The sequence below is a fragment of the Paracoccus aeridis genome (assembly GCF_004923205.2).
GTDB classification, from domain to species: domain Bacteria; phylum Pseudomonadota; class Alphaproteobacteria; order Rhodobacterales; family Rhodobacteraceae; genus Paracoccus; species Paracoccus aeridis.
Window position 1 is genome coordinate 124107 of sequence record NZ_SELD02000066.1, and the last position, 25369, is coordinate 149475.

The 25369-nt window shown below is 72.4% G+C and carries 21 protein-coding genes and 1 pseudogene; 16 read left to right on the forward strand and 6 right to left on the reverse strand.

Annotated features, from left to right (window positions below; translation table 11 throughout):
• Nucleotides 1-167: 167 nt before the first annotated feature.
• From ELI80_RS15390 to ELI80_RS15415, 6 genes are all read left to right on the forward strand, one after another.
• Nucleotides 168-629, forward strand: coding sequence for a DUF3576 domain-containing protein (locus ELI80_RS15390; protein ID WP_136653182.1), 462 nt, complete (start codon nt 168-170; stop codon nt 627-629).
• A gap of 98 nt (nt 630-727) precedes the next feature.
• Entirely contained in the window at nt 728-3262 is a 2535-nt protein-coding gene (gene leuS, locus ELI80_RS15395) for a leucine--tRNA ligase (protein ID WP_136653183.1), read from the forward strand.
• The gene (gene lptE / locus ELI80_RS15400; protein ID WP_136653184.1) at nt 3249-3746 is read left to right on the forward strand and encodes an LPS assembly lipoprotein LptE; all 498 of its coding nucleotides are present in this window, start codon (nt 3249-3251) and stop codon (nt 3744-3746) included. Before leuS ends, lptE begins: the two co-directional genes overlap by 14 nt.
• Nucleotides 3747-3762: 16 nt before the next feature.
• Nucleotides 3763-4791: a DNA polymerase III subunit delta gene (gene holA, locus ELI80_RS15405; RefSeq protein ID WP_136653185.1), complete on the forward strand. Its 1029-nt coding sequence runs from the start codon at nt 3763-3765 to the stop codon at nt 4789-4791.
• Entirely contained in the window at nt 4791-6011 is a 1221-nt protein-coding gene (locus ELI80_RS15410; RefSeq protein WP_136653292.1) for a TIGR03862 family flavoprotein, read from the forward strand. Before holA ends, ELI80_RS15410 begins: the two co-directional genes overlap by 1 nt.
• A 159-nt stretch (nt 6012-6170) precedes the next feature.
• Nucleotides 6171-7442, forward strand: coding sequence for an MFS transporter (locus ELI80_RS15415; protein WP_136653186.1), 1272 nt, complete (start codon nt 6171-6173; stop codon nt 7440-7442).
• A gap of 20 nt (nt 7443-7462) precedes the next feature.
• On the opposite strand, the gene ELI80_RS15420 is transcribed toward ELI80_RS15415, so the two are convergent.
• Complete coding sequence (locus ELI80_RS15420; protein WP_136653187.1) at nt 7463-8368, reverse strand: ornithine cyclodeaminase family protein; 906 nt, start codon at nt 8366-8368, stop codon at nt 7463-7465.
• A gap of 94 nt (nt 8369-8462) precedes the next feature.
• Here ELI80_RS15420 and ELI80_RS15425 point away from each other — a divergent pair, with 94 nt between their 5' ends.
• The 3 genes from ELI80_RS15425 (at nt 8463) to ELI80_RS15435 (ending at nt 11154) form a co-directional block, all read left to right on the forward strand.
• Nucleotides 8463-9392, forward strand: coding sequence for a glycosyltransferase family 2 protein (locus ELI80_RS15425; protein ID WP_136653188.1), 930 nt, complete (start codon nt 8463-8465; stop codon nt 9390-9392).
• A gap of 98 nt (nt 9393-9490) precedes the next feature.
• On the forward strand, nt 9491-10543 hold the full coding sequence (locus ELI80_RS15430; RefSeq protein ID WP_136653189.1) for a glycosyltransferase family 4 protein: 1053 nt from the start codon (nt 9491-9493) through the stop codon (nt 10541-10543).
• Complete coding sequence (locus ELI80_RS15435) at nt 10540-11154, forward strand: glycosyltransferase family 29 protein (protein ID WP_136653190.1); 615 nt, start codon at nt 10540-10542, stop codon at nt 11152-11154. The genes ELI80_RS15430 and ELI80_RS15435 overlap by 4 nt, the downstream gene beginning before the upstream one ends.
• Nucleotides 11155-11156: 2 nt before the next feature.
• Here ELI80_RS15435 and ELI80_RS15440 read toward each other — a convergent pair whose 3' ends face one another.
• Nucleotides 11157-11537: a hypothetical protein gene (locus tag ELI80_RS15440; RefSeq protein WP_136653191.1), complete on the reverse strand. Its 381-nt coding sequence runs from the start codon at nt 11535-11537 to the stop codon at nt 11157-11159.
• A gap of 141 nt (nt 11538-11678) precedes the next feature.
• Between ELI80_RS15440 and ELI80_RS15445 the strand changes: the two genes are divergently transcribed.
• A complete protein-coding gene (locus tag ELI80_RS15445) occupies nt 11679-12320 on the forward strand; it encodes a carbonic anhydrase (protein WP_136653192.1) in 642 nt (213 codons plus the stop codon).
• A 178-nt stretch (nt 12321-12498) separates the two neighbouring features.
• Here ELI80_RS15445 and ELI80_RS15450 read toward each other — a convergent pair whose 3' ends face one another.
• Nucleotides 12499-13521, reverse strand: a complete 1023-nt coding sequence (locus tag ELI80_RS15450; protein ID WP_136653193.1) for an aspartate-semialdehyde dehydrogenase — start codon at nt 13519-13521, stop codon at nt 12499-12501.
• A 210-nt stretch (nt 13522-13731) separates the two neighbouring features.
• Between ELI80_RS15450 and ELI80_RS15455 the strand changes: the two genes are divergently transcribed.
• From ELI80_RS15455 to ELI80_RS15475, 5 genes are all read left to right on the forward strand, one after another.
• Nucleotides 13732-15117, forward strand: coding sequence for a leucyl aminopeptidase family protein (locus ELI80_RS15455; protein WP_136653194.1), 1386 nt, complete (start codon nt 13732-13734; stop codon nt 15115-15117).
• Nucleotides 15117-15995 (forward strand): C40 family peptidase, encoded by an 879-nt coding sequence (locus ELI80_RS15460; RefSeq protein ID WP_136653195.1) that lies wholly within the window; start codon nt 15117-15119, stop codon nt 15993-15995. Before ELI80_RS15455 ends, ELI80_RS15460 begins: the two co-directional genes overlap by 1 nt.
• Before the next feature lie 21 nt (nt 15996-16016).
• Entirely contained in the window at nt 16017-17078 is a 1062-nt protein-coding gene (locus ELI80_RS15465) for a saccharopine dehydrogenase (RefSeq protein WP_136653196.1), read from the forward strand.
• Nucleotides 17075-18244 (forward strand): saccharopine dehydrogenase C-terminal domain-containing protein, encoded by a 1170-nt coding sequence (locus ELI80_RS15470; RefSeq protein WP_136653197.1) that lies wholly within the window; start codon nt 17075-17077, stop codon nt 18242-18244. Before ELI80_RS15465 ends, ELI80_RS15470 begins: the two co-directional genes overlap by 4 nt.
• Before the next feature lie 95 nt (nt 18245-18339).
• Nucleotides 18340-19521, forward strand: a complete 1182-nt coding sequence (locus ELI80_RS15475; RefSeq protein ID WP_136653198.1) for a PQQ-dependent sugar dehydrogenase — start codon at nt 18340-18342, stop codon at nt 19519-19521.
• A gap of 385 nt (nt 19522-19906) precedes the next feature.
• On the opposite strand, the gene mutL is transcribed toward ELI80_RS15475, so the two are convergent.
• Entirely contained in the window at nt 19907-21730 is a 1824-nt protein-coding gene (mutL, locus tag ELI80_RS15480) for a DNA mismatch repair endonuclease MutL (protein ID WP_136653199.1), read from the reverse strand.
• A 184-nt stretch (nt 21731-21914) separates the two neighbouring features.
• Here mutL and ELI80_RS15485 point away from each other — a divergent pair, with 184 nt between their 5' ends.
• Entirely contained in the window at nt 21915-22094 is a 180-nt protein-coding gene (locus ELI80_RS15485) for a hypothetical protein (RefSeq protein WP_136653200.1), read from the forward strand.
• Nucleotides 22095-22216: 122 nt separating this feature from the next.
• Here the strand turns inward: ELI80_RS15485 and ELI80_RS15490 are convergent, their stop codons facing one another.
• Nucleotides 22217-23551 carry a M16 family metallopeptidase gene (locus ELI80_RS15490; protein WP_136653201.1) on the reverse strand — a complete coding sequence of 445 codons (1335 nt, stop codon included), beginning with the start codon at nt 23549-23551 and terminating at the stop codon, nt 22217-22219.
• A 383-nt stretch (nt 23552-23934) separates the two neighbouring features.
• Nucleotides 23935-25335, reverse strand: a pseudogene (locus tag ELI80_RS15495) (M16 family metallopeptidase); the annotation flags it as partial.
• Nucleotides 25336-25369 lie beyond the last annotated feature (34 nt).

Here is a 25369-nt window from a genome sequence, read left to right on the forward strand (position 1 = left end):
CTGAATCGTCGCTGCTGTGCGGCCTTAAGGTCACACATCCGTGTTCCCCCTGCACCGGCGGATGCGGGAACCCGCCGCAGGTCGGCCCGGGAACGCAACCCGCTTGTCGCTCGGGCGCGGATCACGGTAAGAAAACGGCGACAAGAACATGGGGATCGAGGGCCGCGATGAAACGACAGACCTGCCGCTTCGGGGCCGTGGTGATCGTGGCGGGGCTCGTGGCCTCGTGCGGGGGCGGCGCGGGCGACAGCCCGGTGGCCACGACGCGCGAGGAAAACCAGACCACGACGATCTGGGACGTGTTCGGCAACAACGGCAACCCCGACCAGGCGGTCGCGGTGAACCGCTACCTGTGGAACGCCAGCCTCGAGGTGCTGAACTTCCTGCCGATCCAGTCGATCGACCCCTTCACCGGGGTGATCGTGACCGGCTACGGCACGCCCCCCGGCGGCGGCCGCCCCTACCGCGCCACCGTGAACATCAGCGACCCCGCGCTCGACGCGCGCAGCCTGCGCCTGTCGCTGCAGGGCGCGGGCGGCACCGCCGTCGCCCCCGACACGGTGCGCGCGATCGAGGACGCGATCCTGACCCGCGCCCGGCAGCTTCGCGTCCGCGATTCGCGCTACTGACCGCCGCCGCCCTCAGCGGCGACTGCTGGCGGAGAAGCTAGACCTCGGGCAGGCGCGCGGCTAAACCCGGCCGGCAGCTTTTCCGCGGAGGTCCGTCCATGCCCTATGATCCAGCCAACAGCGAACCCCGCTGGCAGCAGGCGTGGGACGAGGCCGGCACCTTCCGCGCGGTCCGCGACGAGCGGCCGAAATACTACGTGCTCGAGATGTTCCCCTACCCCTCGGGGCGCATCCACATGGGGCACGTGCGCAACTACACGATGGGCGACGTGGTCGCGCGCTACAAGCGCGCGCAGGGGTTCAGCGTCCTGCACCCGATGGGCTGGGACGCGTTCGGGATGCCGGCCGAGAACGCCGCGATGGAACAGGGCGGCCACCCGCGCGACTGGACCTACGCCAACATCGCCACCATGCGCGACCAGCTGAAGCCGCTGGGCCTGTCGATCGACTGGAGCCGCGAGTTCGCCACCTGCGACGACGGCTACGTCGCGCAGCAGCAGGCGCTGTTTCTCGACATGCTGGAAGCCGGGCTGATCTACCGCAAGGCCGCGGTGGTCAACTGGGACCCGGTGGACATGACCGTGCTCGCTAACGAGCAGGTGATCGACGGCAAGGGCTGGCGCTCGAACGCGCCGGTGGAACGGCGCGAGCTGACGCAGTGGTTCTTCCGCATCTCGGACTACGCCGACGAGCTGCTGACCTCGCTCGACGGGCTGGACGGCTGGCCGGAAAAGGTGCGGCTGATGCAGGCCAACTGGATCGGCCGCTCGCGCGGGCTCCAGTTCCGGTTCGACACCGTGAACGTCCCCGACGTCCCGCAGATCGAGGTCTACACCACCCGCCCCGACACGCTGCTGGGCGCAAGCTTCGTGGCGATCAGCCCCGACCACCCGCTCGCCAGGTCGCTGGAAGCGGACGCCGGGGTGGCCGCGTTCAACGCCGCCGCCCGCAAGCTCGGCACCAGCGAGGAGGCGGTGGAGACGGCCGAGAAGCTGGGGCTCGACACCGGCATCCGCGTCCGCCACCCTCTCGACCCCGACTGGCAGCTGCCGGTCTGGATCGCGAACTTCGTGCTGATGGACTACGGCACCGGCGCGATCTTCGGGTCGCCCGCCCACGACCAGCGCGACCATGACTTCGCCGTGAAATACGGCCTGCCGATCCGCGCGACCTTCGGCAAGCCCGGCATGACGAAGGCCGAGGCGGACGCGCTGGTGGCGGCCGAGCCGTTCGTCCCCCTGAAGTCCGAACCCGTCACCTACGTCCGCGGCTTCTCGGGCGAGGCCGACCAGACGGGCGAGGCTGCCGTGGCGGCCGCCATCGACCACGCCGAGGCCGCGGGCTATGGCGAGGGCGTCACCAAGTACCGCCTGCGCGACTGGGGCATCTCGCGCCAGCGCTACTGGGGCTGCCCGATCCCGGTCGTCCATTGTCGGAAATGCGGCACCGTGCCCGAGGCGAAGGCGAACCTGCCCGTCCTTCTGCCGCGCGACGTGACCTTCGACGTGCCGGGCAACCCGCTGGACCGCCACCCGACCTGGCGGCAGGCGACCTGCCCGCGATGCGGGGGCGAGGCCCGGCGCGAGACGGACACGATGGACACCTTCGTCGATTCGTCCTGGTACTACGCCCGCTTCACCGCGCCCCACGCACAGACGCCGACCGACAGGGCGGACGCCGACTACTGGATGAACGTCGACCAGTACATCGGCGGCATCGAGCACGCGATCCTGCACCTTCTCTATTCCCGCTTCTTCGCCCGGGCGATGGTCAGGACGGGGCACCTGCCCGAAAAGTCGGCAGAGCCCTTCGCCGCGCTGTTCACGCAAGGGATGGTCACGCACGAGATCTACCTGACCCGCGACGACCGCGGCCGCCCGGTCTACCACCTGCCCGAGGATGTGCGGGACGGAAAGCTCGCCGACGGGACGCCGGTCGAGGTCATTCCCTCGGCCAAGATGTCGAAGTCCAAGAAGAACGTCGTGGACCCGGTCAACATCGTGCAGTCCTTCGGCGCCGACACCGCCCGCTGGTTCATGCTGTCCGATTCGCCGCCCGAGCGGGACGTGGAATGGACCGCGTCGGGGGCCGAGGCGGCGGCGAAGTTCCTGGCCCGCGTCCACCGCCTGGCCGAGGAAACCGGGGCCGAGGACCGCGAGGACGCCGACCTGACCCGCAGCGCCCACCGCGCCATCGACGAGGTGACGCGCGCGATCGAGGGGTTCGCCTTCAACAAGGCGGTGGCGAAGCTCTACGAACTCGCGAACGCCATCGGCCGGTCGCAGGCCTCGGGCGAGCCGCGCCGCGCAGTCCTGCGGATCGCCGCGCAGCTGCTCGCGCCGATGGTCCCCCACCTGGCCGAGGATGTCTGGAAGCTCTCGGGCGGCACCGGCCTTGCGGTCGATGCCCCGTGGCCCATTCCGGACCCGGCGGCGCTGGTGCAGGACAGCGTGACCCTGCCCATCCAGATCAACGGCAAGCGGCGGGGCGAGATCACCGTGCCGGCCGGCATGGCGCAGGCCGAGATCGAGCAGGCGGTGCTGGCCGACGAGGCGGTGCGGCGCCACCTCAACGGGCAGGCGCCCCGGAAGCTGATCGTCGTGCCGGGGCGGATCGTCAATGTCGTGGCGTGACCCCTCGCGCCGCGCCGCGGTAGCCGCGCTCGCCACGCTGCTCGCGGTCGGCGCCTGCGGCTTCACCCCGGTCTATGGGCCGCAGGGGGGCGGGACCGCGCTTTTCGGGCAGGTCCGCGTCGCCGATCCCAGGACGCAGGACGACTTCACCTTCATGCGCCAGGTCCAGGACCGGCTCGGCCCCGAAGGGTCGCGCTACGACCTGGCCTACCGCCTGACGGTCGCGGTTGTGCCGCAGGCGATCACGCCCGACGAGGTCACGACGCGCTATTCGCTGAACGGCACCGCGACCTACCAGCTGACCGACAGCGCGTCGGGCGCCCGCGTGACCGAGGGGCAGGTCAGCAACTTCACCAGCTATTCCACCGTCGGCACGACCATCGCCACCACCGCGGGCGAACGTGACGCGCGCGCGCGGCTGACGACCATGCTGGCCGACCAGGTGGTGACGCGGCTTCTCGCCGCTGCGCCCGCGGCGCGCTGACGGCGGGCGCGGCCCGATGAACCTGAAAGGGGCAGAGATCGCGCGCTACCTCGCGCGGCCCGACCCGACCCGGCCGGGGCTGCTGATCCACGGGCAGGACCCGATGCGGGTCTCGCTGAAGCGGGCCGAGGCGGTGGCTGCCCTGACCGGCCCCGACGCCGACACCGAGATGCGGCTGACCCGGATCCCCGGGGCCGACCTGCGCAAGGACGCGGCGCGGCTGATCGACGAGGTGAAGGCCGTCGGCTTCTTCCCCGGCCCGCGCGTGGCGCTGGTCGAGGATGCCACCGACACCACCGCCCCCGCGATCAGGGCGGCGCTGGACGACTGGACCCGCGGCGACGCGGTGATCGTGGTGACGGCGGGCACGCTGACCAGGGCCTCCGCGCTCAGGAAGCTGTTCGAAAGCCACCCGGCCGCCGTCGCGGCCCCCATCTACGACGACCCGCCGACCGAGGACGAGATCGCCGCCTGGCTTTCCGACGCGGGCCTGCGCGCCGTGCCGCCGCACGCGATGCGCGATCTCGTGGCGCTGTCCCGCGCGATCGACCCGGGCGACTTCCGGCAGACGGTCGAGAAGATCGGCCTCTACAAGCGCGGCGACGACGAGCCCCTGACCGGCGAGGAGATCGCGGCCCTCGCCCCCGCCACGATCGAGGCCGACGTGGACGACCTGATCCACGCCGCGGCCGAGGGGCGGTCCGCGGAACTGGGCCCGCTGATGCAGCGGATCGGGACGCAGGGCATCCTTCCGGTCACCATCTGCATTGCCGCGCTGCGCCATTTCCGCGCGCTGCACACGGCCGCCTCGGACCCCGGCGGCGCGGCGGCGGGGCTGTCGCGGATGCGCCCGCCGGTGTTCGGCCCTCGCCGCGACCGGATGGCGCGGCAGGCGCAGGGCTGGGGGATGCGGCCGCTGGAAGACGCGCTGCACCTGCTGCTGGACACCGACCTGACGCTCCGCTCGTCGTCGCGGGCGCCCGCGATGGCGGTGATGGAACGCGCGCTGATCCGGCTTGCGATGATGCCCCGGGGACGGCGGTGATCGAAACGCCCGAGGAGGTCGAGGCGCTGGTGATCGGCGGCGGCCCGGCCGGGCTGATGGCGGCCGAGGCGATGGCCGGGGCCGGGCTGCGGGTGGTGGTGGCCGAAGCCATGCCGACGCCCGCGCGCAAGTTCCTGATGGCGGGGAAGTCGGGGCTGAACCTGACCAGGGCGGAACCGGCGGAGGTGTTCGCGGCACGGCTGGACGGGGGCGCTGCCCCCGAACCCCCGGGATATTTCCGGACAGAAGATCTGCGGCGGATCGTCGAGGCGTTCGGGCCGGACGAGGTCGCGGACTGGGCGCGGGGGCTTGGGATCGAGCTGTTCACCGGGTCCACGGGGCGGGTGTTTCCGGTGGGCATGAAGGCGTCGCCCCTGCTGCGGGCGTGGCTGGCGCGGCTGGCTTCGGCCGGGGTGGAGCTGCGGACGCGCTGGCGGTGGGCCGGGTTCGACGGGAACCGGCTGCGGTTCGAGACCCCCGGCGGGGCGCGGGCGGTGATCGCGAAGGCGGTCGTGCTCGCCCTCGGCGGGGCGAGCTGGCCCCGGCTCGGGTCGGACGCGGCGTGGGTGCCGTGGCTGCGGGGCGCAGGCGTGGAGGTCGCGCCGTTCCGGCCCGCGAACATGGGTTTCCGCGTGGAATGGTCCGGGCACATGGCGCGGCACGCCGGGCAGGCGGTCAAGGGGACGGCGCTGAGCGCCGGGCGCCTTGCCAGCCGGGGCGAGTGGGTGGTCACCGCGCAAGGCGTCGAAGGCGGCGGCATCTACGAGGTGTCGGCCGCTCTGCGCGACGGGGCGGCGGGCTTCGTCGATCTCGCGCCCGGGGTCGGGGTCGCGGCCCTGGCGGCGCGGCTGGCGCAGCCGCGGGGCAAGCTTTCCGTCGGCAACCGGCTGCGGCGGGTGCTGGGCGATCCGCTGCGGGTGGCGCTGCTGATGGAGTGGGGGCGGCCGCTGCCGGATGATCCGGCGGCCCTGGCCGCGCTGATCAAGCGCCTGCCGCTGCGGCACGAGGGCGCGATGGGGCTGGACCGGGCGATCTCGTCCGCGGGCGGCGTCACGGCGGCCAGCCTCGGCCCCGGCCTGCACCTGCCGGCCCGGCCCGGCACCTTCGTCGCCGGCGAGATGATCGACTGGGAAGCGCCCACGGGCGGCTACCTGCTGACCACCTGCCTTGCCACCGGGCGCCACGCGGGCCTTGCAGCCGCGAAGTGGCCAGGCGGCTGACGCTGCGATGGAGCTTCGCAACTGACGTTGCGACGGGACCATGCAACTGACGTTGCAGGGCGGCTATGCAGCTGACGCGGCATACGCCCCGTTGACGCAGGCGCGGGCCGGCGCGAAGCTTCGGCCCGAGCCGCGGCCGTGCGGCAGCGGAGCGTTCCCATGTCCACCCACGCCGCCCATGCGTCCTCGCGCCTGATCACGCCCGTGCTGATCGGCGGGTCGATCATCCTGCTGATCAACTTCGCGCTCCGCGCCAGCTTCGGCATGTTCCAGATCCCGGTCGCCGAGACCTTCGGCTGGCCACGGGCCGAGTTCAGCCTTGCCATCGCGATCCAGAACCTCGCCTGGGGGATCGGGCAGCCGCTGTTCGGGGCGCTGGCCGAGCGCTGGGGCGACCGCTGGGCGATCATCCTGGGTGCGGCGCTCTATTCCTTCGGGCTGCTGATGACCGCGATGGCGACGACGCCCGAGGCGATGCAGATGTGGGAAATCGCCGTGGGCTTCGGGATCGCGGGGACGGGCTTCGGCGTGATCCTGGCCATCGTCGGCCGGGCGGCGAGCGAGGAGAACCGCAGCCTCGCGCTGGGCATCGCCACTGCCGCGGGGTCCGCGGGGCAGGTCATCGGCGCGCCGCTGGCCGAGGGGCTCTTGTCCATCATGCCGTGGACGCAGGTCTTCATGGTGTTCGCGGGCCTCGTGCTGACGACGCTCCTGTTCCTGCCGCTTTTGAAGTCGCGCGCGCCCGCGAGCCGGACCGAGCTGGAGGAGAGCATGGGCACGGTCCTGAAGCGCGCCTTCACGGACCCGAGCTACCTGATGATCTTCGCCGGGTTCTTTTCCTGCGGCTACCAGCTTGCCTTCATCACCGCCCATTTCCCGGCGATGGTGACCGAGATGTGCGGCCCGATCGCCCCGGACAGCGGCCTGGCCGCGCTGGGGATCACCACGACGTCGGCACTGGGCGCGGTCGCGATCTCGGTGATCGGGCTGACCAACATCGTGGGCTCGATCCTCTCCGGGTGGCTGGGCAAGCGCTACAGCCGCAAGTACCTGCTGGCCGGGATCTACACGCTGCGGACGCTGATCGCGGCGTGGTTCATCCTGACGCCGATCACGCCGGCGACGGTGCTGATCTTCTCGCTCGGGATGGGATCCTTGTGGCTCGCGACGGTGCCGCTGACCTCGGGCCTCGTGGCCTACATCTACGGGCTGCGCTACATGGGCACGCTGTACGGCTTCGTGTTCCTGTCGCACCAGCTGGGATCGTTCATGGGCGTCTGGCTGGGCGGTCGGCTGTACGACGCCTACGGCGACTACACCATCGTCTGGTGGGTGGGGGTCGGCGTCGGCGCGTTCTCGGCGCTGATCCACCTGCCCGTGCGCGAGGTGCCGGCGCTGCTGCGGCGCGAGCCGCGGACGGCGCCGGCCTGAGACAGGGCGGCGGCAACGTTTCAGGCGTCCGCCACCGACTGGATGTACTTCGCCGTCATCAGGTCCAGGTGCGCGCCTCCGCCGTTCTTGGCGACCGTGATCTCGTCGTCTGACTGCCGGGCATAGGCGCCCGCGGGCAGGTCGTAGAAATCGGCAAGCACGTCGTTGCTGGTGATGACGCCCTGGTCCAGCGGGATCTGGATCTCGCCGATATGGCCCAGCGTCGTCGCGCGGCTGTCCACGAACAGGCGGGCGCGGCGCAGCGTCTCGTCGTCGGCCTCGCGCATGTCGGGGCGATAGGCGCCGATCAGGTCGACATGGGTGCCGGGCGACAGCCACTCGCCCGGCAGCACCGGGGTGGTGGACATGGTCGTGGTGGCGATGATCTCGGCGTCGCGGACGGCGGATTCGAGGTCGGTCGCCGCCGTCGCGCCAACCCGCTGCGCCAGCCGCTCGGCCGATGCGTGGGTCCGGTTCCAGATCGTCACCGCGGCATCGGGGATCATGGCGCGGTACGCCTCGACCATGCTGGCCGCGACCGCTCCGGCGCCGATGACCAGCACCCGCCGCGCGTCCCGCCGCGCCAGCCTGCGCGCCGACAGCAGGCTGTCCCCCGCGGTCTTCCACCGGGTCACGAGATGGAAATCGACCAGCGCCTGCAGCTCTCCGGTCACGTCGTCCAGCAGGTTCACCGTGCCGTTCACCATCGCCCTGCCCGCCTCGACGTTGCCCGGGAACACGGTCGCGGCCTTGACCGCCAGCCCCAGCCCGTCGATCCACGCGCTGCGGGTCAGAAGCGTGTCGCCGCCGCGATACAGGAAGCTGTCGGCGATCTGGGCGCGGGGCAGTTCGTGACCCGCGGCGATCGCATCGGTGAGCGCGATCCAGTCGAGTTGAGGTTCGATTTCCGTGCCGATGATCCGCATGACGTCCCCGTGTTTTCCCTGCGCGCCAGCCTAGACGCGCCGTCCCGCGTCTGCCAGAGCCTCCGGGGGGCTCCGCCCCTGCAAGGATGACCGCATGAGCCAGGCCCTTCCCCGCGTGACCGTGCTGATGGCGCTGTACCAGGGCGCGGCGTTCCTGCGCCCGCAGCTGGACAGCATCGCGGGCCAGGATGACGTGGACTGGCGGCTGATCGTGGGCGACGACGGATCGACCGACGAGGGGCCTGCGATGGTGCGCGACTTCGCCGGGCGCCATCCCGGTCGGGTCACGCTGCGGGACGGACCGCGCAGCGGGGCGGCCGCGAACTTCCGCGCCCTGTTGCGCGCCGCGCCGGCGGGCGACCTGGCCGCGCTGTCCGATCAGGACGACGTGTGGCTGCCGGGCAAGCTCGCCCGCGCGGCAAAGGTGCTGGCGTCGCTGCCGGCGGAGCGGCCGGCGATCTATTGCAGCCGCGTGACGATCTGCGACCGTGCGCTTGCGCCCGTGGGCCTGTCGCGGCTGCCGCGCAGGCCGCCGTCGTTCCGGCACGCGCTGGTGCAGAACATGGTCCAGGGCAACACGCTGGTCCTGAACCCGGCGGCGCTGCGGCTGGTCCAGACCGCCGACATGGTCGCGGGCGATGTGGTGATGCACGACTGGTGGATCTACCAGGTCGTCAGCGGCGCGGGCGGCAGGGTCGTCTACGACCCCACCCCCTGGGTGCAGTACCGCCAGCACGGCGGCAACGTGGTCGGCGCGAACGACGGCGCGCGATCGCGTGCAGCCAGCCTCGGCCGGATGCTGCGGGGCGAGCACGCGGACTGGAGCCGGCGCAACCTCGACGCGCTCACGCGCTGCGCGCCGCTGTTCAGCGCCGAGAAGCGGCGCACGCTGGCCGAGTTCCGGCGCCTCGTCGAGGGCGGGCCCGCGGCGCGGCTGGCCGCCATGCGGCGGGGCGGGTTCTACCGGCAGGGCGGGCTGTCGCAGGCGGCGCTGTGGGCGGCGGCGGCGCTGGGGCGGGTTTGAGACGGGCCTCCGGGGCGGGCCTCCGGGGCGGGCGCAGGTGGCGGTCGGCGCGGCTTGGGGTATAGGCTGGCGCGGACTGCCCCAACCAGAGCCCCGCCATGCCTGACGAAGTTCCCCGCAGCAGCATGATCGAGGTCGTGGCCCCGAACCTCAAGCGCCGCCTGTCGGGCGTCACCGCGACCGTGGTGCGGCTGGTGCCGGTGCAGGCGCGGATGATCGGGATCGTGACGACCGGGCCGGGGCTGCCGGGCGACCTGCCGCACATCCCCCTTTCCCGCGCGGCGTCCCTGCCCCGCGACCGCTGGCGGGTCTGGCACGCGCGGCGGAACACGGAAATGGCGCTGGGGCTGATCCTGCGGCGCGTGCTGCGGCGGCGCTACCGGCTGCTGTTCACCAGCGCGGCGCAGCGGGCGCATACCGGCTTCACCCGCTGGCTGATCCGGCGTCAGGACGCGGTGATCGCGACCTCGCCGCAGGCCGCGAGCTTTCTCGAACGCCCCGCGACGGTGATCCTGCACGGGGTGGACACGGCCGTGTTCCGCCCCGCGGAGGACCGGGCGGCGCTGCGGCGCGACCTCGGCCTTGACGCCGACGCGGTCCTGGTGGGCTGCTTCGGACGGGTCCGGGCGCAGAAGGGCGTGGACCTGCTGGTCGAGGCGGCGATCCGCGTCTTTCCGCGCCATCCGCGCGCGGCGCTGGTCTTCACGGGCCGGATCACGCCCGACAACCGCGCCTTCGCCGACGATCTGATGGCCCGCGCGACGGCCGCGGGGATCGGCGACCGCGTCCGCTTCCTGGGCGAGATCCCGTGGGACGAGGTTGTCCGCCACTACCAGGCGCTCGACCTGTTCGCCGCCCCCGCGAGGTGGGAGGGGTTCGGCCTCACCCCGCTGGAAGCGATGGCCTGCGGGGTGCCCGTGATCGCGAGCCGGGCGGGCGCCTACGAGACCCTGATCCGGGACGGCGAGACCGGGACGCTCGTCCCCCGCGACGACGCCCACGCCCTGGAAGCGGCGCTGGACCGATGGCTTTCGGACGACGCGGGCCGCGCGCGGGCCGGAGAAGCCGCGCGGCGGCACGTCGTCCACAACCACGCGATCGAGACCGAGGCGCGGGCCATCGTCGACGTCTACCTGCGGCTGCTGTCGTGACCCCGCTGCGCTTCCATCTCGCGCGGACCCTGCGCGACGAAGGGACGCTCGCGTCGCTTTCGGCCCCGCAGGACGAGGTGCTGGCGTTGCTCGACGGCAAGCGGGTGGCGCTGGTCGGGAACGCCCGGGCGCTCTCGGATGCGCGGCACGGGCCCGCGATCGACGGGGCCGACCTCGTGATCCGCATCAACCGCGCGCCGATGCCGGCGCTTGAAAGCCACGGCACCCGCACCGACTGGCTGGCGCTGGCGACGCGCCTGCCGGACGCCGACCGCGCGCGCCTGTCGCCGCGGCGCATCCTCTGGATGTCGCCCAAGCGCAAGCGGCTGGACTGGCGCAGCGCGAGCGGACCGGGCTTCTACCTGCACCCGCTGCCCGACTACCGGGCGCTGGCCGCACGTCTCGGCGCGCCGCCGACCACGGGCGCCATGATGATCGACCTCTGCCTGCGTTCGCGGCTCTCGCGGCTCGATCTTTTCGGCTTCGACTTCTTCGCCTCGCGGTCGCTGTCGGGGCGGCGCACGGCGGAACAGGTCCCGCACGACTTCGGATCCGAGGCGCGTTGGGTCCGCGCGCTGATGGACACCGACCCGCGCCTGCACCTGAACTGACCTCACCCGGCCATGTCGGCGCCGTCCCAGATCTCGGTCAGCGACCGCCGCCCCACCCGCATCAACCGCGCCAGCGTCGCCGACAGCGCCGACTGGTCGCGGTGATCGGCGCAGCGCCCGACATCGACCGCGACCCCGGCCAGGGACACCAGCCCCAGCTGCCACGCCAGACGCGCGACCGCTTCCGCCTGCGCCACGGTGCCGGCACGGTCACCCGCGACGGCCGCGTTGCGGGTGGCGGAAAGACCGTTCGCGAGCTGTTCCAGCGCCGCGCAGATCACGGACTCGGCCGTGCTTTCGCCCAGCTCGTCCACGATCTCGCCCATGCGGCGCCCGTCGAAGCGCACGTCCTCGGTGATGTCCAGCCTGGCCAACTTCGCCATCAGATCCTGCCGCTTTCCCAAATCCTGCGGGGACCTTGACATGGCGGGATCAAGAAAAGCTTACACGGCAACGGATAAGCCTCTCGAACTTTAAGCGTCAGGCTCCTAAGACTCGGCCCGCAACAACACGAGGGGTGCGCCATGCAGAACGTCACGGCCCTGCCGAGCTATCTCGTCCAGCGCTATCACGGCTGGAAGGCAACTGCGTTCACCGAAAACCGCGCCTGGTACCGCAGGCTTGCCGAGGACGGCCAGCGGCCCCGCGCGATGGTGATCTCGTGCTGCGATTCGCGGGTCCACGTGACCTCGATCTTCGGGGCCGACAACGGCGAGTTCTTCATCCACCGCAACATCGCGAACCTGGTCCCGGCCTACGCGCCCGACGGCGAACAGCACGGCACCTCGGCCGCCGTGGAATACGCCGTCCAGACGCTGCGGGTCGCGCATCTGATCGTCGTCGGCCACACCCGCTGCGGCGGCGTCGCGGGCTGCCTTGCGATGTGCTCGGGCCACGCGCCGGAACTGGAGGAAAAGACCAGCTTCGTCGGCCGCTGGATGGACATCCTGCGCCCCGGCTACGAGCGGGTGAAGGACCTGCCCGAACCCGAGCGGGTGGCCGAGTTGGAACGCCAGGCGGTGATCGTGTCGCTGGAAAACCTGATGACCTTCCCGTTCGTGGCGGCCAAGGTCGAGGCGGGCGAGATGAGCCTGCACGGGCTGGTCCACGACATCGGCGACGGCCGGCTGTGGCAGCTGGACAACGGCGGGTTCCACGCGATCTGAATCAGGAAGGGCGCCGCCGGGGTGCCCTTTCGTGGTTTGGTGTGGAGGCGGCTTCCGGCCGGTGCCGCCGTGTAGCGGGTTGACCGGGGAAAGTTTACTGGACCCTTCCCTCCGGCCCTTCGCTCGCGCTCTGGGCGTTCGCCGGGGAAAGGTCCACTGGACCTTTCCCTTTCCCGGCTCACCCCTTCTTCAGCACCCTGTTGCCCAGCAGCTCCGCGATCTGGACCGCGTTCAGCGCCGCGCCCTTGCGCAGGTTGTCGCTGACGCACCACAGGTTCAGGCCGTTTTCCACGGTGGGATCCTGCCGGATCCGCGACACGAAGGTCGCGTAGTCGCCCACGCATTCGACCGGGGTCGCGTAGCCGCCCGGCTCTCGCTTGTCGATCACCAGGACGCCCGGCGCCTCGCGCAGGATGTCGCGGGCCTCGTCCTCGTCCAGGAAATCCTCGAACTCGATGTTGATCGCCTCGGAATGGCCGACGAACACCGGCACCCGGACGCAGGTCGCCGTGACCTTCACCCGGGTGTCGAGGATCTTCTTGGTCTCCGCGACCATCTTCCATTCTTCCTTGGTCTCGCCGGAATCAAGGAACACGTCGATCTGCGGGATCACGTTGAAGGCGATCTGCTTCTGGAACTTCTTCGGCTCGACCTCCTGCCCCGGCACGTACATGCCCTTGGTCTGGGACCACAGCTCGTCCATGCCGTCCTTGCCCGCGCCGCTGACCGACTGGTAGGTCGCCACGACGACGCGCTTGATCCGGGCGCGGTCGTGCAGCGGCTTCAGCGCCACGACCATCTGCGCGGTCGAGCAGTTGGGGTTCGCGATGATGTTGCGCTTGGCATAGCCGGTGATCGCGTCGGCGTTCACTTCGGGCACGATCAGCGGCACGTCCGGGTCGTAGCGGTAGAGGCTCGAGTTGTCGATCACGACGCAGCCGGCCTTCGCGGCGATCGGCGCGTACTGCTTCGTCGCCTCGGACCCGATCGCAAACAGGGCGATGTCGTAGCCGGTGAAGTCGAACTCCTCGATGTCGCGGGTCTTCAGGGTCTTGTCGCCGAAGCTGACCTCGGTCCCGAGGCTGCGGCGCGAGGCGAGCGCCACGACCTCGTCCGCCGGAAACTCCCGCTCGGCGAGGATGTTCAGCATTTCGCGGCCCACGTTGCCCGTGGCGCCCGCGACGACGACCTTGTAGCCCATCGGCGTTCCTTTCAGATCCCGGTCTTCCGCATGAAGACGTGCGCGGTTAGCGGAAACGGCGCGGAAAGTGAAGGGCCGAGGGCGCTTTCCGGCTGCATGGCACCCCTGCGCGCTGGCGGATTGAAGCCGCGCGCTGGCAGGATGCCCGCCGGACTTCCATTGTGCCATGATCGGGCCGACAACGATCGCGCTACCAGCAGGAGCCTTCCCATGACCCCGCCCGCCTTCGCCCCCGTCGACGCAGACAGCCGCCCGCTGTGGCTGGTGCCGCAGGGGGATGACGGGCCGATGCTGCCGGACGGCGTCGATGCGGCCTGGCCCGCGGCGACGGGCTTCACGGGAAAGCCGGGGCAGGTCTGCCTGCTGCCGGGGGATGGCGGCCTTCGCGGCGCGTTGTTCGGCATCGGAAAACCCGCCACGCCCGCCGACCGCCCTACCCGCGAACGCTTCACCCTGGCCCGCGCGGCCGAGGCGCTGCCGGCGGGGAACTGGCGGATCGAGGGCGCGCCCGGGAACTACGACCTCGCCCACGGCGCGCTCGGCTGGCTGTTCGCCGAATACCGCTTCGACCGCTACAAGCAGGCCGAGCCGGCGCGCGCGCGGCTGGTCTGCCCGGACGGGGTCGACGCCGATCTCGTGCTGGCGCAGGCAGCGGGGGAATACCTCGCCCGCGACCTCATCAACACCCCCGCATCGGACATGGGGCCAGACGCGCTGGAGGCGGCGGCGCGCGATCTTGCCCGGCGCCACGGCGCGCAGGTCGCCGTGATCGCGGGCGACGACCTGCTGGCGCAGAACTTCCCCATGATCCACGCGGTCGGGCGGGCGGCCGCGCAGGCGCCGCGGCTGATCGGCATCCGCTTTCCGGGTGACGGCCCGGCGGTCACGCTGGTCGGCAAGGGCGTCTGCTTCGACACCGGCGGCCTCGACATCAAGCCCGCTGCGTCGATGCTGCTGATGAAGAAGGACATGGGCGGGGCCGCGAACGTCCTCGGGCTGGCCGAGACGCTGGCCCGGCTTGGCCGGGCGCGCGGGCTGCGGGTGCTGGTTCCGGCGGTGGAAAACGCAATCGGCGGCAACGCCTTCCGCCCCGGCGACGTGCTGGCCAGCCGCAAGGGCCTGACGGTCGAGGTCAACAACACCGATGCCGAGGGGCGGCTGGTGCTGGCCGACGCGCTGGCACTCGCGGCCGAGGAACGGCCGGCGCTCCTCGTCAGCATGGCCACGCTGACGGGCGCGGCGCGGGTCGCGCTGGGGCCGGACCTGCCGCCGTTCTTCTGCGACGACGACCGGGTGGCCGACGCGCTTTACGGCGCAGGCCGCGACAACGCCGACCCGATCTGGCGGATGCCGTTCTGGGAACCCTACGAGGCGATGATCGAGCCCGCCATCGCCGATCTCGACAACGCGCCGGGCGGCGGCTTCGCGGGCGCGATCACCGCCGCGCTGTTCCTGCGCCGCTTCACCGAAGGCGCGGGGACCTACGCGCATTTCGACATCTACGGCTGGCAGCCCAGCGCCGCGCCGGGCCGGCCCAGGGGCGGCGTCGGGCAGGGCATGCGCGCGATCCTGCACGCGCTGCCGGCAATTGCCTGATGGACCGCCGCCTGACCCCCGCCACCGACCGCATTGCGCTGCGCGGCTGGGGCATCGCGCGCGAGGCCCTGACCGACGGCCGCCCGATGCGGGTCGCCGCCGCCCTGTCGGACCTGCGCCGCGCCCCGGGCGGCGCGCGCGACCGGCAGCTGCTTGTGGGCGCGGACGTGACGGTGATCGAGGACCGCGACGGCTGGTGCTTCGTGCAGGCCGCCGCCGATGGCTATTGCGGCTGGGTCGCGGGCAGCCACCTGAGCGATGACCTGCCCCCCATCACCCACCGCGTCAGCGCCCCGGCGACGCACCTGTATCCGCAGCCCGACTTCAAGCAGGGCGAGCGGATCGGCCTGTCCCTGGGCGCGCGCCTGTCCGTCGCGGGGACCGAGGGAAGGTTCGCCCGCCTCGCCGACGGCCTGTTCGTCCCCGTCCGGCACATCGCCGCCGAACCCGCGCCCGACGCGGCCGCCGTGGCGCTGTCGCTACTCGGGACGCCCTATCTGTGGGGCGGCAACAGCCGCGCGGGGATCGACTGCTCGGGCCTCGTGCAGGCGGCGCTGCACGCCTGCGGGGTCGCCTGCCCGGGTGACAGCGACCTGCAGGCGCAGGCCTTTCCCGAAACCGACGAAATCCGGCGCGGCGACCTCCTGTTCTGGCCGGGCCACGTCGCGATGGCCACCGACGACCGCACCATGGTCCATGCGACCGCATGGGCCATGTCGGTCGTCACCGAGGATATCGCCGCCGCCATCGCCCGCATCGACGCCGCGGGCGACGGTCCGTTCCGCGGCGCGCGCCGCCCCTCCGCCGCAAGCGCCGCAGTCGCCGGGGGCGCCGGGGCCGCCGGGGCCGCCGGACCTCGTGCCTTCGCCTTCCCCTGACCGATCGGAAAGGATCGCCGCATGACGCATCTCTGGGTCCGCGCCGAAAGCCGGCTGAACGAGGATCGGGTGGGGATCACCCCCGACGGCGTGGCCGACCTGATCCGCGAAGGGTTCGCCGTCACGGTCGAGGAATCGCGCCGCCGCGTGCTGCCGATCCGTGACTACGCGGACGCCGGCGCCCGGATCGCGCCCGAGGGGTCGTGGACCACCGCGCCCGGCGACGCCATCGTCTTCGGGCTGAAGGAACTGCCCGCCGACGGCACGCCGCTGCCGCACCGCCATGTCATGTTCGGCCACGCCTTCAAGGGCCAGCGCGGGGCCGAAACGCTGCTCGGCCGCTTCCGCGCGGGCGGCGGCCGGCTGTACGACATCGAGTACCTCGTGGACGAGGGCGGCCGCAGGCTCGCGGCGTTCGGCTACTGGGCCGGGTTCGCGGGCGCGGCGGTCAGCCTCAAGTGCTGGGCCGCGCAGCAGCGGGGCGGGATCTGCGGCCCGGTCCTGCCCTATCCCGACCGGCACGCGCTGACCGACGCGCTGCGGGCAGAGCTGGACGCGACCGGCAGGAACCGCCCCACCGCGATTGTCATCGGCGCGCACGGACGCGTCGGGACCGGCGCGTCGGACCTGCTGGCCGAGATGGGCCTGCACCTCACCCGCTGGGGGTCCGAGGATACCCGCAGCGGCGGCCCGTTCCCCGAGGTGATGATGCACGACCTGTTCCTGAACTGCATCTTCGCCCGCCCGGGCAGCCCCGTCTTCGTCCCGCCCGAAGCGGTGCAGCGCCCGCGCGAGCTGACCGTGATCGGCGACGTGGCCTGCGACCCCGACGGCCCCTACAACCCGGTGCCGGTCTATGACCACATCACCAGCTGGGCGTCGCCCGCCGCCCGGGTGGCGGACAACCCGCCGCTCGACGTCATGGCGATCGACAACCTGCCCTCGCTGCTGCCGCGCGAATCGAGCCTCGACTTTGCGCAGCAGCTCCTGCCGGTGCTGCGCCAGCTCGACCGGATCGACGAAGGCCCGTGGGCCCGCGCGGGTGCGGTCTTCGACGCCCGCTCGAAGGAGGCCGCGGCATGACGATCCACTGGATAGGCACCGGGCTTTCGTCGGTCCCTGGCCTGCGCCGGCTGCTGGCCGGGGGCCACGAGGTCACCGTCTGGAACCGCGAGCTGGACGTGGCGCAGGACGCGGTCGGCGATCTGACCGCCGACATCCGCCCGTTCTCGCTGGACGAGATCCGGGCGGCCGTCCGGCCCGGAGACACGGTCGTGTCGATGCTGCCCGCCGACCTGCACCCGACCATCGCGGCGCTCTGCCTCGACGGCTGCGCGAATTTCGTCAGCTCCTCCTACATCTCGCCCGCGATGGCGGCGATGGACGACCGCGCGCGCGCGGCGGGGGTGGCGCTGGTGAACGAGGTCGGCTTGGACCCCGGCATCGACCACCTGATGGCGCACGACCTCGTCGCCGGCTACCGCGAGGTCGCGCAGCCGGGCGACGTCGTCAGCTTCACCAGCTACTGCGGCGGCATCCCGCGCCATCCCGACCCGTTCCGCTACAAGTTCAGCTGGTCGCCCCTGGGCGTGCTCCGCGCGCTGCGTTCGCCCTCGACGTCGATCCGCGGCGGCGCGGCGCGGGTGGTCGAGCGGCCCTGGCACGCGATCGAGCCCTACGACGCCCCCCTGCCCGTCCCCGAGCGGTTCGAGATCTACCCCAACCGCGATTCGACCGAGTTCGTCGCGCCCTACGGCTTCAGCCCCGACTGGACTGTGCGGGATTTCGTCCGCGGCACCATCCGGCTGGAGGGCTGGGCCGAGGCCTGGGCCGACATCTTCGCCGAGGTCGAGGGGCTGACCGGGCCCGGTGGCGACGCCCGGCTGTCGCAGATGGCGGATGAGCTGTGGGCGCAGCACGCCTACGATCCGGGCGAGCCGGACCGGGTCGTGCTGTTCGTGCGCCTGCGCGCCGAACGCGGCGGCGAGGTCGTTCATGACAGGGAATGGGTCCTCGACGCGCAGGGGTCCGCCTACGGCTCGGCGATGGCCCGCCTGGTGTCGACGCCGGTCGCGTTGGCGGCGGTCGCGGTGGAAGCGGGCCGCTTCGTGCCGGGCGTCCACGCCGCCCCCGACGACCCCGGGCTGGTCGACGAATGGCTGGCCGAGGTGGGCCATGTCGCGGACCACATGGCCAGGATCGACCACATGGGCGACGTCGCCCCGGCGACCGGCGCCGCAGACCACTGACCGGCACGGCGGCGGGTGCGTTCAAGTGCCCGTGGGCGGCCGGAACGATCAGGCGCAGGGAACGTTCCCTTTCCTTCAAACGAAGGGAACCCGACATGCTCCGCATCCCCGCCATGCTCGTACCGGCCCTGCTGCTCTCCGGCGCCGCCTGTGCGCAGGATTTCAACGACAAAGCCCCCAACGCCGCCGGACAGACGCCCGCCTTCGAGGGCCAGACCCGCGCGCCCGAAGCGCAGGGAGCGGTCCGGCTCGACACCGAAGTGGTGGTGGACGGGCTGGATCACCCGTGGGGGATGGACCCGCTGCCGGATGGCAGCTGGCTGGTGACCGAACGGTCCGGCGCGCTGCGGATGGTGGCGGCGGACGGCACGCTGTCCGATCCGATCACCGGCCTCCCCGACCTGGATGCGCGCGGGCAGGGCGGGCTTCTGGACGTGCTGGTCGCGCCCGATTTCGAACAGTCGCGCCGGATCTGGCTCAGCTACGCGGCCCCGGCGGGCGAGGGCAGGAACCAGACCGGCGTGGCGACCGCGACGCTGTCGCAGGACGGCCGCTCGCTCGAAAACCTGAAGGAAATCTTCCGCCAGCAGCCGGCTTGGGCCAGCGACAAGCACTTCGGATCGCGGCTGGTGCTGGACCGCGACGGGATGCTGTTCGTGACGCTGGGCGAACGGTCGGACCCGGAGCCCCGCGCCACCGCGCAGAACGACGACAACCACATCGGCAAGCTGGTGCGGATCGGCCCGGACGGCGCGCCCGCGGGCGCCGGGACCGAGGGCTGGCTGCCCGAGACGTGGTCCAAGGGCCACCGCAACGTGCAGTCGGCGGCGCTCGACGGCCAGGGGCGGCTCTGGATCGTCGAGATGGGGCCGCAGGGCGGGGACGAGCTGAACCAGCCGCAGGCCGGCCTGAACTACGGCTGGCCGATCATCACCTATGGCGAGGATTACGACGGCACCCCCATCGGTGAAGGCATCACCGCGCAGGAGGGGCTGGAGCAGCCGGTCTATTACTGGGACCCGGTCATCGCGCCGTCGGGCATGGTGATCTACGACGGCGAGATGTTCCCCGAGTGGCAGGGCGACATGCTGGTCGGCGGCCTCGTCGCCAAGGCGCTGGTGCGGCTGGACATCGAAGGCGACCGCGTCGCGGGCGAAGGCCGCTACCTGGAAGGGATCGGCCGCGTGCGCGACGTCGAGCAGGCGGCGGACGGTTCGCTGATGCTGCTGACGGACGCCGACAACGGGCAGATGATCCGGGTGACGCGCGCGGATTGATCCGCGGGGCCTGCCGACACCCGCCCGGTCCGCTAAAGCGGGCCGGGACGGGCTCCCCGCGGTATGCGCTTGCATGTGTCTCGTGTTCCGCGTTCCTGCGGAACGCCGGTGTCGAAGGATCGCCCGCTCGTCGCCGCCGCCTCAGTGGCACAGCAGACGTGCAACCGTTTCGGAGTCCACACACCCGCAACGTACCGGCGGCGGCGGCTCTGATCCTTCGATGCACCCCCCGGTCCGCCCGAAGCGGACCAGGACGCGCCCGCCCGCCCCCTGGCGGGCGCGTTCGCGCCCACCCGGTCGTGCGCGTCCCTCCGAAGTGCTGACGTCAATGGACCGCCCGGAAACAGGCTCGTGGCCTGTTCCCTTCAGCGGGACCGCAGCCGCCCTACCTCCCGAACAGCCGCTCGATATCCGAAAGCTTCAGCTCCACCCAGGTCGGGCGGCCGTGGTTGCACTGGCCCGACCGCGGCGTCCGCTCCATCTCGCGCAGGAGCGCGTTCATCTCGTCCCCCGACAGGCGCCGGCCCGACCGGACCGAGCCGTGGCAGGCCATCGACGACAGCACCGCGTCGATCCGCCCCTGCAGCCGGTCCAGCCCCGCCCCCCCGGTCACGTCCCCGCCCGGATCGTCGCCCAGATCGTCGGCGATGTCGCGCAGCAGCGCGGCCGCATCGCAGTGGCCCAGCGGCGCGGGCACCTCGCGCACCGCGACGCAGCCGGGGCCGAACGGCTCGACCACCAGCCCCAGCCGGTCGAGTTCGCCCGCCGCAGCCAGAACCCCGGCCGCCGCGTCGCCCAGGTCCACGATCTCGGGGATCAGCAGCGCCTGGCCGGGAATCCGCGCCTGCGCCGCCTGCGCCTTGAGCCGTTCGTAGACCAGCCGCTCGTGCGCGGCGTGCTGGTCCACGATGACGATGCCGTCGGCGGACTGGGCGACGATCCAGTTCTCGTGCAGCTGCGCCCGTGCCGCGCCCAAGGGGAACGCGGCCGGGACGGCATCGGAAGGCGCGGGCGGCTCGATCCGGCCGCTGGCCTCGGCAAAGCCCGGCATCGGGTCGACGGCGGGCGGCGCGGGCGCCTGCGCCACCCACGCGGCTTGCACCGCGCCCGGCGACGGGCGCGGCTCGGCCCGGAACGACGCGAGCGTCGCCGCCCCGCCGGTGGAGGACGCGCGGTGCCCCGCCCCCGCCATGGCGTGGCGCAGCGCCGACACGACCAGCCCGCGCGCGGCCTCGGGCTCGCGGAACCGGACCTCGGCCTTGGCGGGATGCACGTTCACGTCGACACCCTGCGGGTCGCAGGACAGAAACAGCACCGCCGCAGGGTGCCGGCCCGACGACAGCACGTCGAAATACCCGGCCCGCAGCGCGCCGGTCAGCAGCTTGTCGCGCACCGGGCGGCCGTTGACGTACAGATGCTGCGCCACCGCCGCGCCGCGGGAATAGGTCGGCAGCGCCGCAAGCCCGGTCAGCCGCAGCCCGTCGCGGGTGGCGTCGATCGCGACCGCGTTCTCGACGAACTCCCGCCCCATGACCCGGCCGATCCGGGCGGCGGCAACGGCGGCGGGCGCGTCCCCCGTCTCGGGATCGGCGCGGAACAGGACGCGGCCGTCATCCTCGTCGGTCAGGATGAAGCCCACCTGCGGGTCGGCCATCGACAGGCGGCGGATGACCTCGGCGATGGCCTGCGTCTCGGCCCGGTCGCCGCGCAGGAAGCGCAGCCGGGCCGGGGTGGCGAAGAAGAGGTCGCGCAGTTCCACCACCGTCCCGCGGTTGCCGGCGGCGGGGCGCACGTCCCCGGCGCGCCCGCCGGTCACGGTGATCTGGGCCGCGTCCGCCCCCGCGACGCGGCTGGTGATGGTCAGGCGGCCGACCGCGCCGAGGCTCGGCAGCGCCTCGCCGCGAAAGCCGAAGCTGCGGATGTCCAGGAGGTCCGAGCCGTCGATCTTCGACGTGGCGTGGCGCGCGAGCGCCAGCGGCAGGTCGGCGGCGGTCATCCCGCAGCCGTCGTCGCTGACCCGGATCAGCCGCTTGCCGCCGCCCGCGATCGCCACCTCGATCCGCCGTGCCCCGGCGTCGAGCGCGTTCTCGACCAGTTCCTTGACGGCCGAGGCCGGACGCTCCACCACCTCGCCCGCGGCGATGCGGTTCGCCGCGGCCTCGTCGAGTTGCCGGATCACCGGCCGGATGTGGGGGTCGTGGCGTGTCATTCCCCAAGATGTAGCATGCCGGCACCCCTACCTGCCAGAGATTCGGCCGCTTGACCGACCCCTGCCCGGCGCCCTGTGGCCATCCTGCTGAGCCCGTTCAACTTTCCGGGAACCCAACCCTGCCCTCGCGCGCTAGTGACGGGAGGCCCGAGGGCCGTCGCGTGACAGGTAAGGAGAACGTGAGATGAAGAAAATTGGTGTTGTTCTGGCCTGCGGGCTGGTGTTCGGCGTCGCGGCCTGCGGCGAAAACTCGACCGAGCGTGCCGTGACCGGCGCGACGACCGGCGCGCTGGTCGCGGGCCCGGTTGGCGCCGCGGTCGGCGGGATCGCGGGCGGCTCGGGCGCGGTCCAGGTCAATCCCTGACGTGCCCTGAAGCTCCGGCTGCGCGCCGGAGCATCCGAGACTGGAAGGCCGCGCATCCGCAGGGATGACGCGCCCTTTCCTTGGCGGCGCAGGCTTCCCCCGTCAGCCGCCATCGGCCCGCGTCAGTCCGCCGCCGCCGGCGCGACCTTTGCGTCGTCCATCCCCTCGGGCCGCCCGACCAGCACGAAGCGCAGCTTGCCCGCGTCCAGAAGGTCACGGGCCACCCGCTGCACGTCGTCGGCGGTCACCGCCTCTACCTTGGCGTTGCGCGTGTTGACGTAGTCGCGCGGCAGGCCGACCAGCTGCATGCCGGCAAGGATGCCCGCGATCCGGCCGTTCCCGTCGAAGCGCAGCGGGTATTCGCCGGTCAGGTATGTCTTGGCGTCCGCAAGCTCCCGGTCGGTGACGCCCTGCGCCATCCCGTCCCAGACCTCGCGCAGGATCCCCACCGCCTCGGCGGTGGACGCGTTCGCCGTAGCCATGCCCCCCTGCCAGGTGTCGCCCAGCACCTTGTTCGACAGGTCGGTGCCGACGCCGTAGGTCAGGCCGCGTTTCTCGCGGATCTCGTCCATCAGCCGCGACGAGAACCCGCCGCCGCCCAGGATGTGGTTCAGCACGAACGCGGCGAAATAGTCGGGATCGTCCATCGCAAGCCCTTCCTGCGCGAACGCGACCACCGTCTGCGGGCTGTCCCAGTCCACGACCGTCGTGCCGCCGGTCAGCTTCAGCTCGGCCGCCTGCGGCAGCGGCGCGGTCGCGGTGGCGGGCAGGTCGCCCAGCACCCGGTCCATCAGCGCGCCGAGTTCCCCGGGCGTGATGTCGCCCGCAGCGGCGACCAGCACCCGGTCGCGGGCGAGCACCCGGTCCTTGGCGGCGCGCAGGTCGTCGGGCGTCAGCCCGGCCACGCTGTCCGCCGTGCCGTTGATCGAGCTGCCGTAGGGATGGTCGCCCCACGTCTCGCGCGCCAGCGTGGTCGCGGCGATCGCGTTGGGGTCGGTTTCCTCGGCCCGGATCGCGGCCTGCACCTGCGTCCGCACCCGGTCCACCGCGGCCGCGTCGAAGCGCGGTTCGACCAGGGCCGCGCGCAGCAGCTCGGCCGAGGCGTCCCGGTTCTCGGTCAGCATCCGGGCCGAAACGGACACCGCGTCGTCGCCCGCATCGAAGCCGATGCTCGCCGCCTGTTCCTGCACGGCTTCGGCAAAGGCCGTGGCATCCATGTCGCCCGCGCCTTCCTCGAGCGTCGCGGCCATCAGGTTGACCGCGCCGCGCTTGCCCAGCGCATCCACCGACGCCCCGCCGCGAAAGAGGATCGAGATCGAGACGAAGGGGATCGAGTGATCCTCGACCAGCCATGCGGTGAGGCCGCCGGGCGACTTCACGTCCTGGATGTCGATGGCGCGGGCGGGCAGCGCGAGGGTGACGGCCAGCGCGAGGCCCGTGACAATGGCGCGGATCATGGCTGCTGCTCCGGCTGGGGGGAGGGTTGACGCTCGACGGGTGCGCCGACGGGTGGCACGGCATCCGCCGGGGCCGCGACGGGGTCAGCGACGGGGTGCGCGACCGGATCCGGGGGCGCGGGTGTTTCCGGGGTCGGCGTGTCGGGCGACGGCGTTCCGGGCGGCGGCGTACCGGGCGCGAATGTGCCGGGCGCGGATGTGCCAGGGGCGGGCGTGTCGCCGGTGGATGCGTCGGGAACGGGCGCCGCGGCTCCTGCGTCGGGGGCCGGGATGTCGGCAGGTCCCACGGGCGCGGCGGGCTCGCCCGCGTTGGCCGCGGGCGTGTCGCCGGAAAGGTCCGCGGGATCGGCCATGCCGCGGCCTGCGGGGGTCGCCGCAGGGTCGGCCGCCGCTGAACCCACCGGCGCCCCCTGCGCGACCGTCGCCCCTTCCGCCGGCAGCAGCCAGGAGGTGACGCCGGGCCGCCCCTCCAGCACCAGCGCCGCCGCGGCCATCACGTCCTCGGCGGTGACCCGGGCCAGGATGTCGGGCCAGTCGTTCACGTCCTCGACCGAAAGGCCCACGGCAAGGCCTTGGCCATAGTCGTAGGCGCGTCCGTGCGCGCTGTCCTGTTCGTAGATGCGGGCGGCGCGCAGCCCGGTCCGCACCCGCTCCAGCGCGGCCTCGTCGGGGCCATCGCGCAGGAACTTCGCGATGGCGTCGTCCAGCATCCGCTCGGCCTCGTCCTGCGGGACGCCGGGCGCCGGCACGACGGTCAGCGCGAAGGTCGTGGGATCGACCGACAGCCCGTCGTAGCGCGCGCCCGCGTAGACCGCCTTGCCGGTCAGCATCAGTTCCCGCCCCAGCACCGACGTCTGCGCCGATCCGCCCAGCAGCTCGGCCAGCACGGACAGCGCCGCCGCGGTCTCCTGGTCGCCGGGGTTGCGTTCCGGCGCAACCGTGCTGCGGGTCAGCACCGGCTGCGGCACGCGCGGGTCCCGCATCTCCATCCGCCGCTCGGCGCGCTTCGCGGGCTCCTGCGGGCGGGCCTGACGCTCGGCGCCGGGCTTGGCCGGGATGGGCCCGTAATGCTCCTCGGCCAGCTTGCGGACCTCGTCAGCCGTCACGTCGCCCGCCACGACCAGCACGGCCACGTTCGGGGCATAGTGGCTTTCGTACCAGTCCAGCGCGTCGGCGCGGGTCAGCCCCTCCATCTCGGCCCGCCAGCCGATCACCGGGCGGCCGTAGGGATGATTGTAGAACTGCACCGCCGCCACTTCCTCGCCGAAGAGCGCGGCGGGGTCGCTGTCCGTGCGCTGCGCCCGCTCCTCCAGCACGACCTGGCGTTCCGCCTGCCAGTCGTCCTCGCCGATGCGGAGATTGGCCATCCGGTCCGCCTCCATCCGCATGACGAGCGGCAGGCGGTCGGCGGCGATGCGCTGGAAGTAGGTGGTGAAGTCGTAGCTGGTGAAGGCGTTGTCGGACCCGCCGTTGGCGGTCACCGTCCTGGACAGCTCGCCCGGCGCCAGCGTTTCGGTGCCCTTGAACATCAGGTGTTCCAGGTAGTGCGCGAGCCCGGTCTTGCCCGCCACCTCGTCGGCCGACCCGATCCTGTACCACACCATCTGCACCACGACCGGCGCGCGGTGATCCTCGATCACCACCGCCTGCAGGCCGTTGTCGAGCGTGAAGCTGCTGACGCCCGCCGGCATCTCGGCCGCGACCGGCGGCGCGGCCAGCAGCGCCGCGATCAGCGCGAACGAAGGCGCGGCAAGCGCGGGTCGGGACAGGTGGGCGCGCGTCATCGGCTGCTCCTCGGCGGAAAGACTCGGCGGCAGG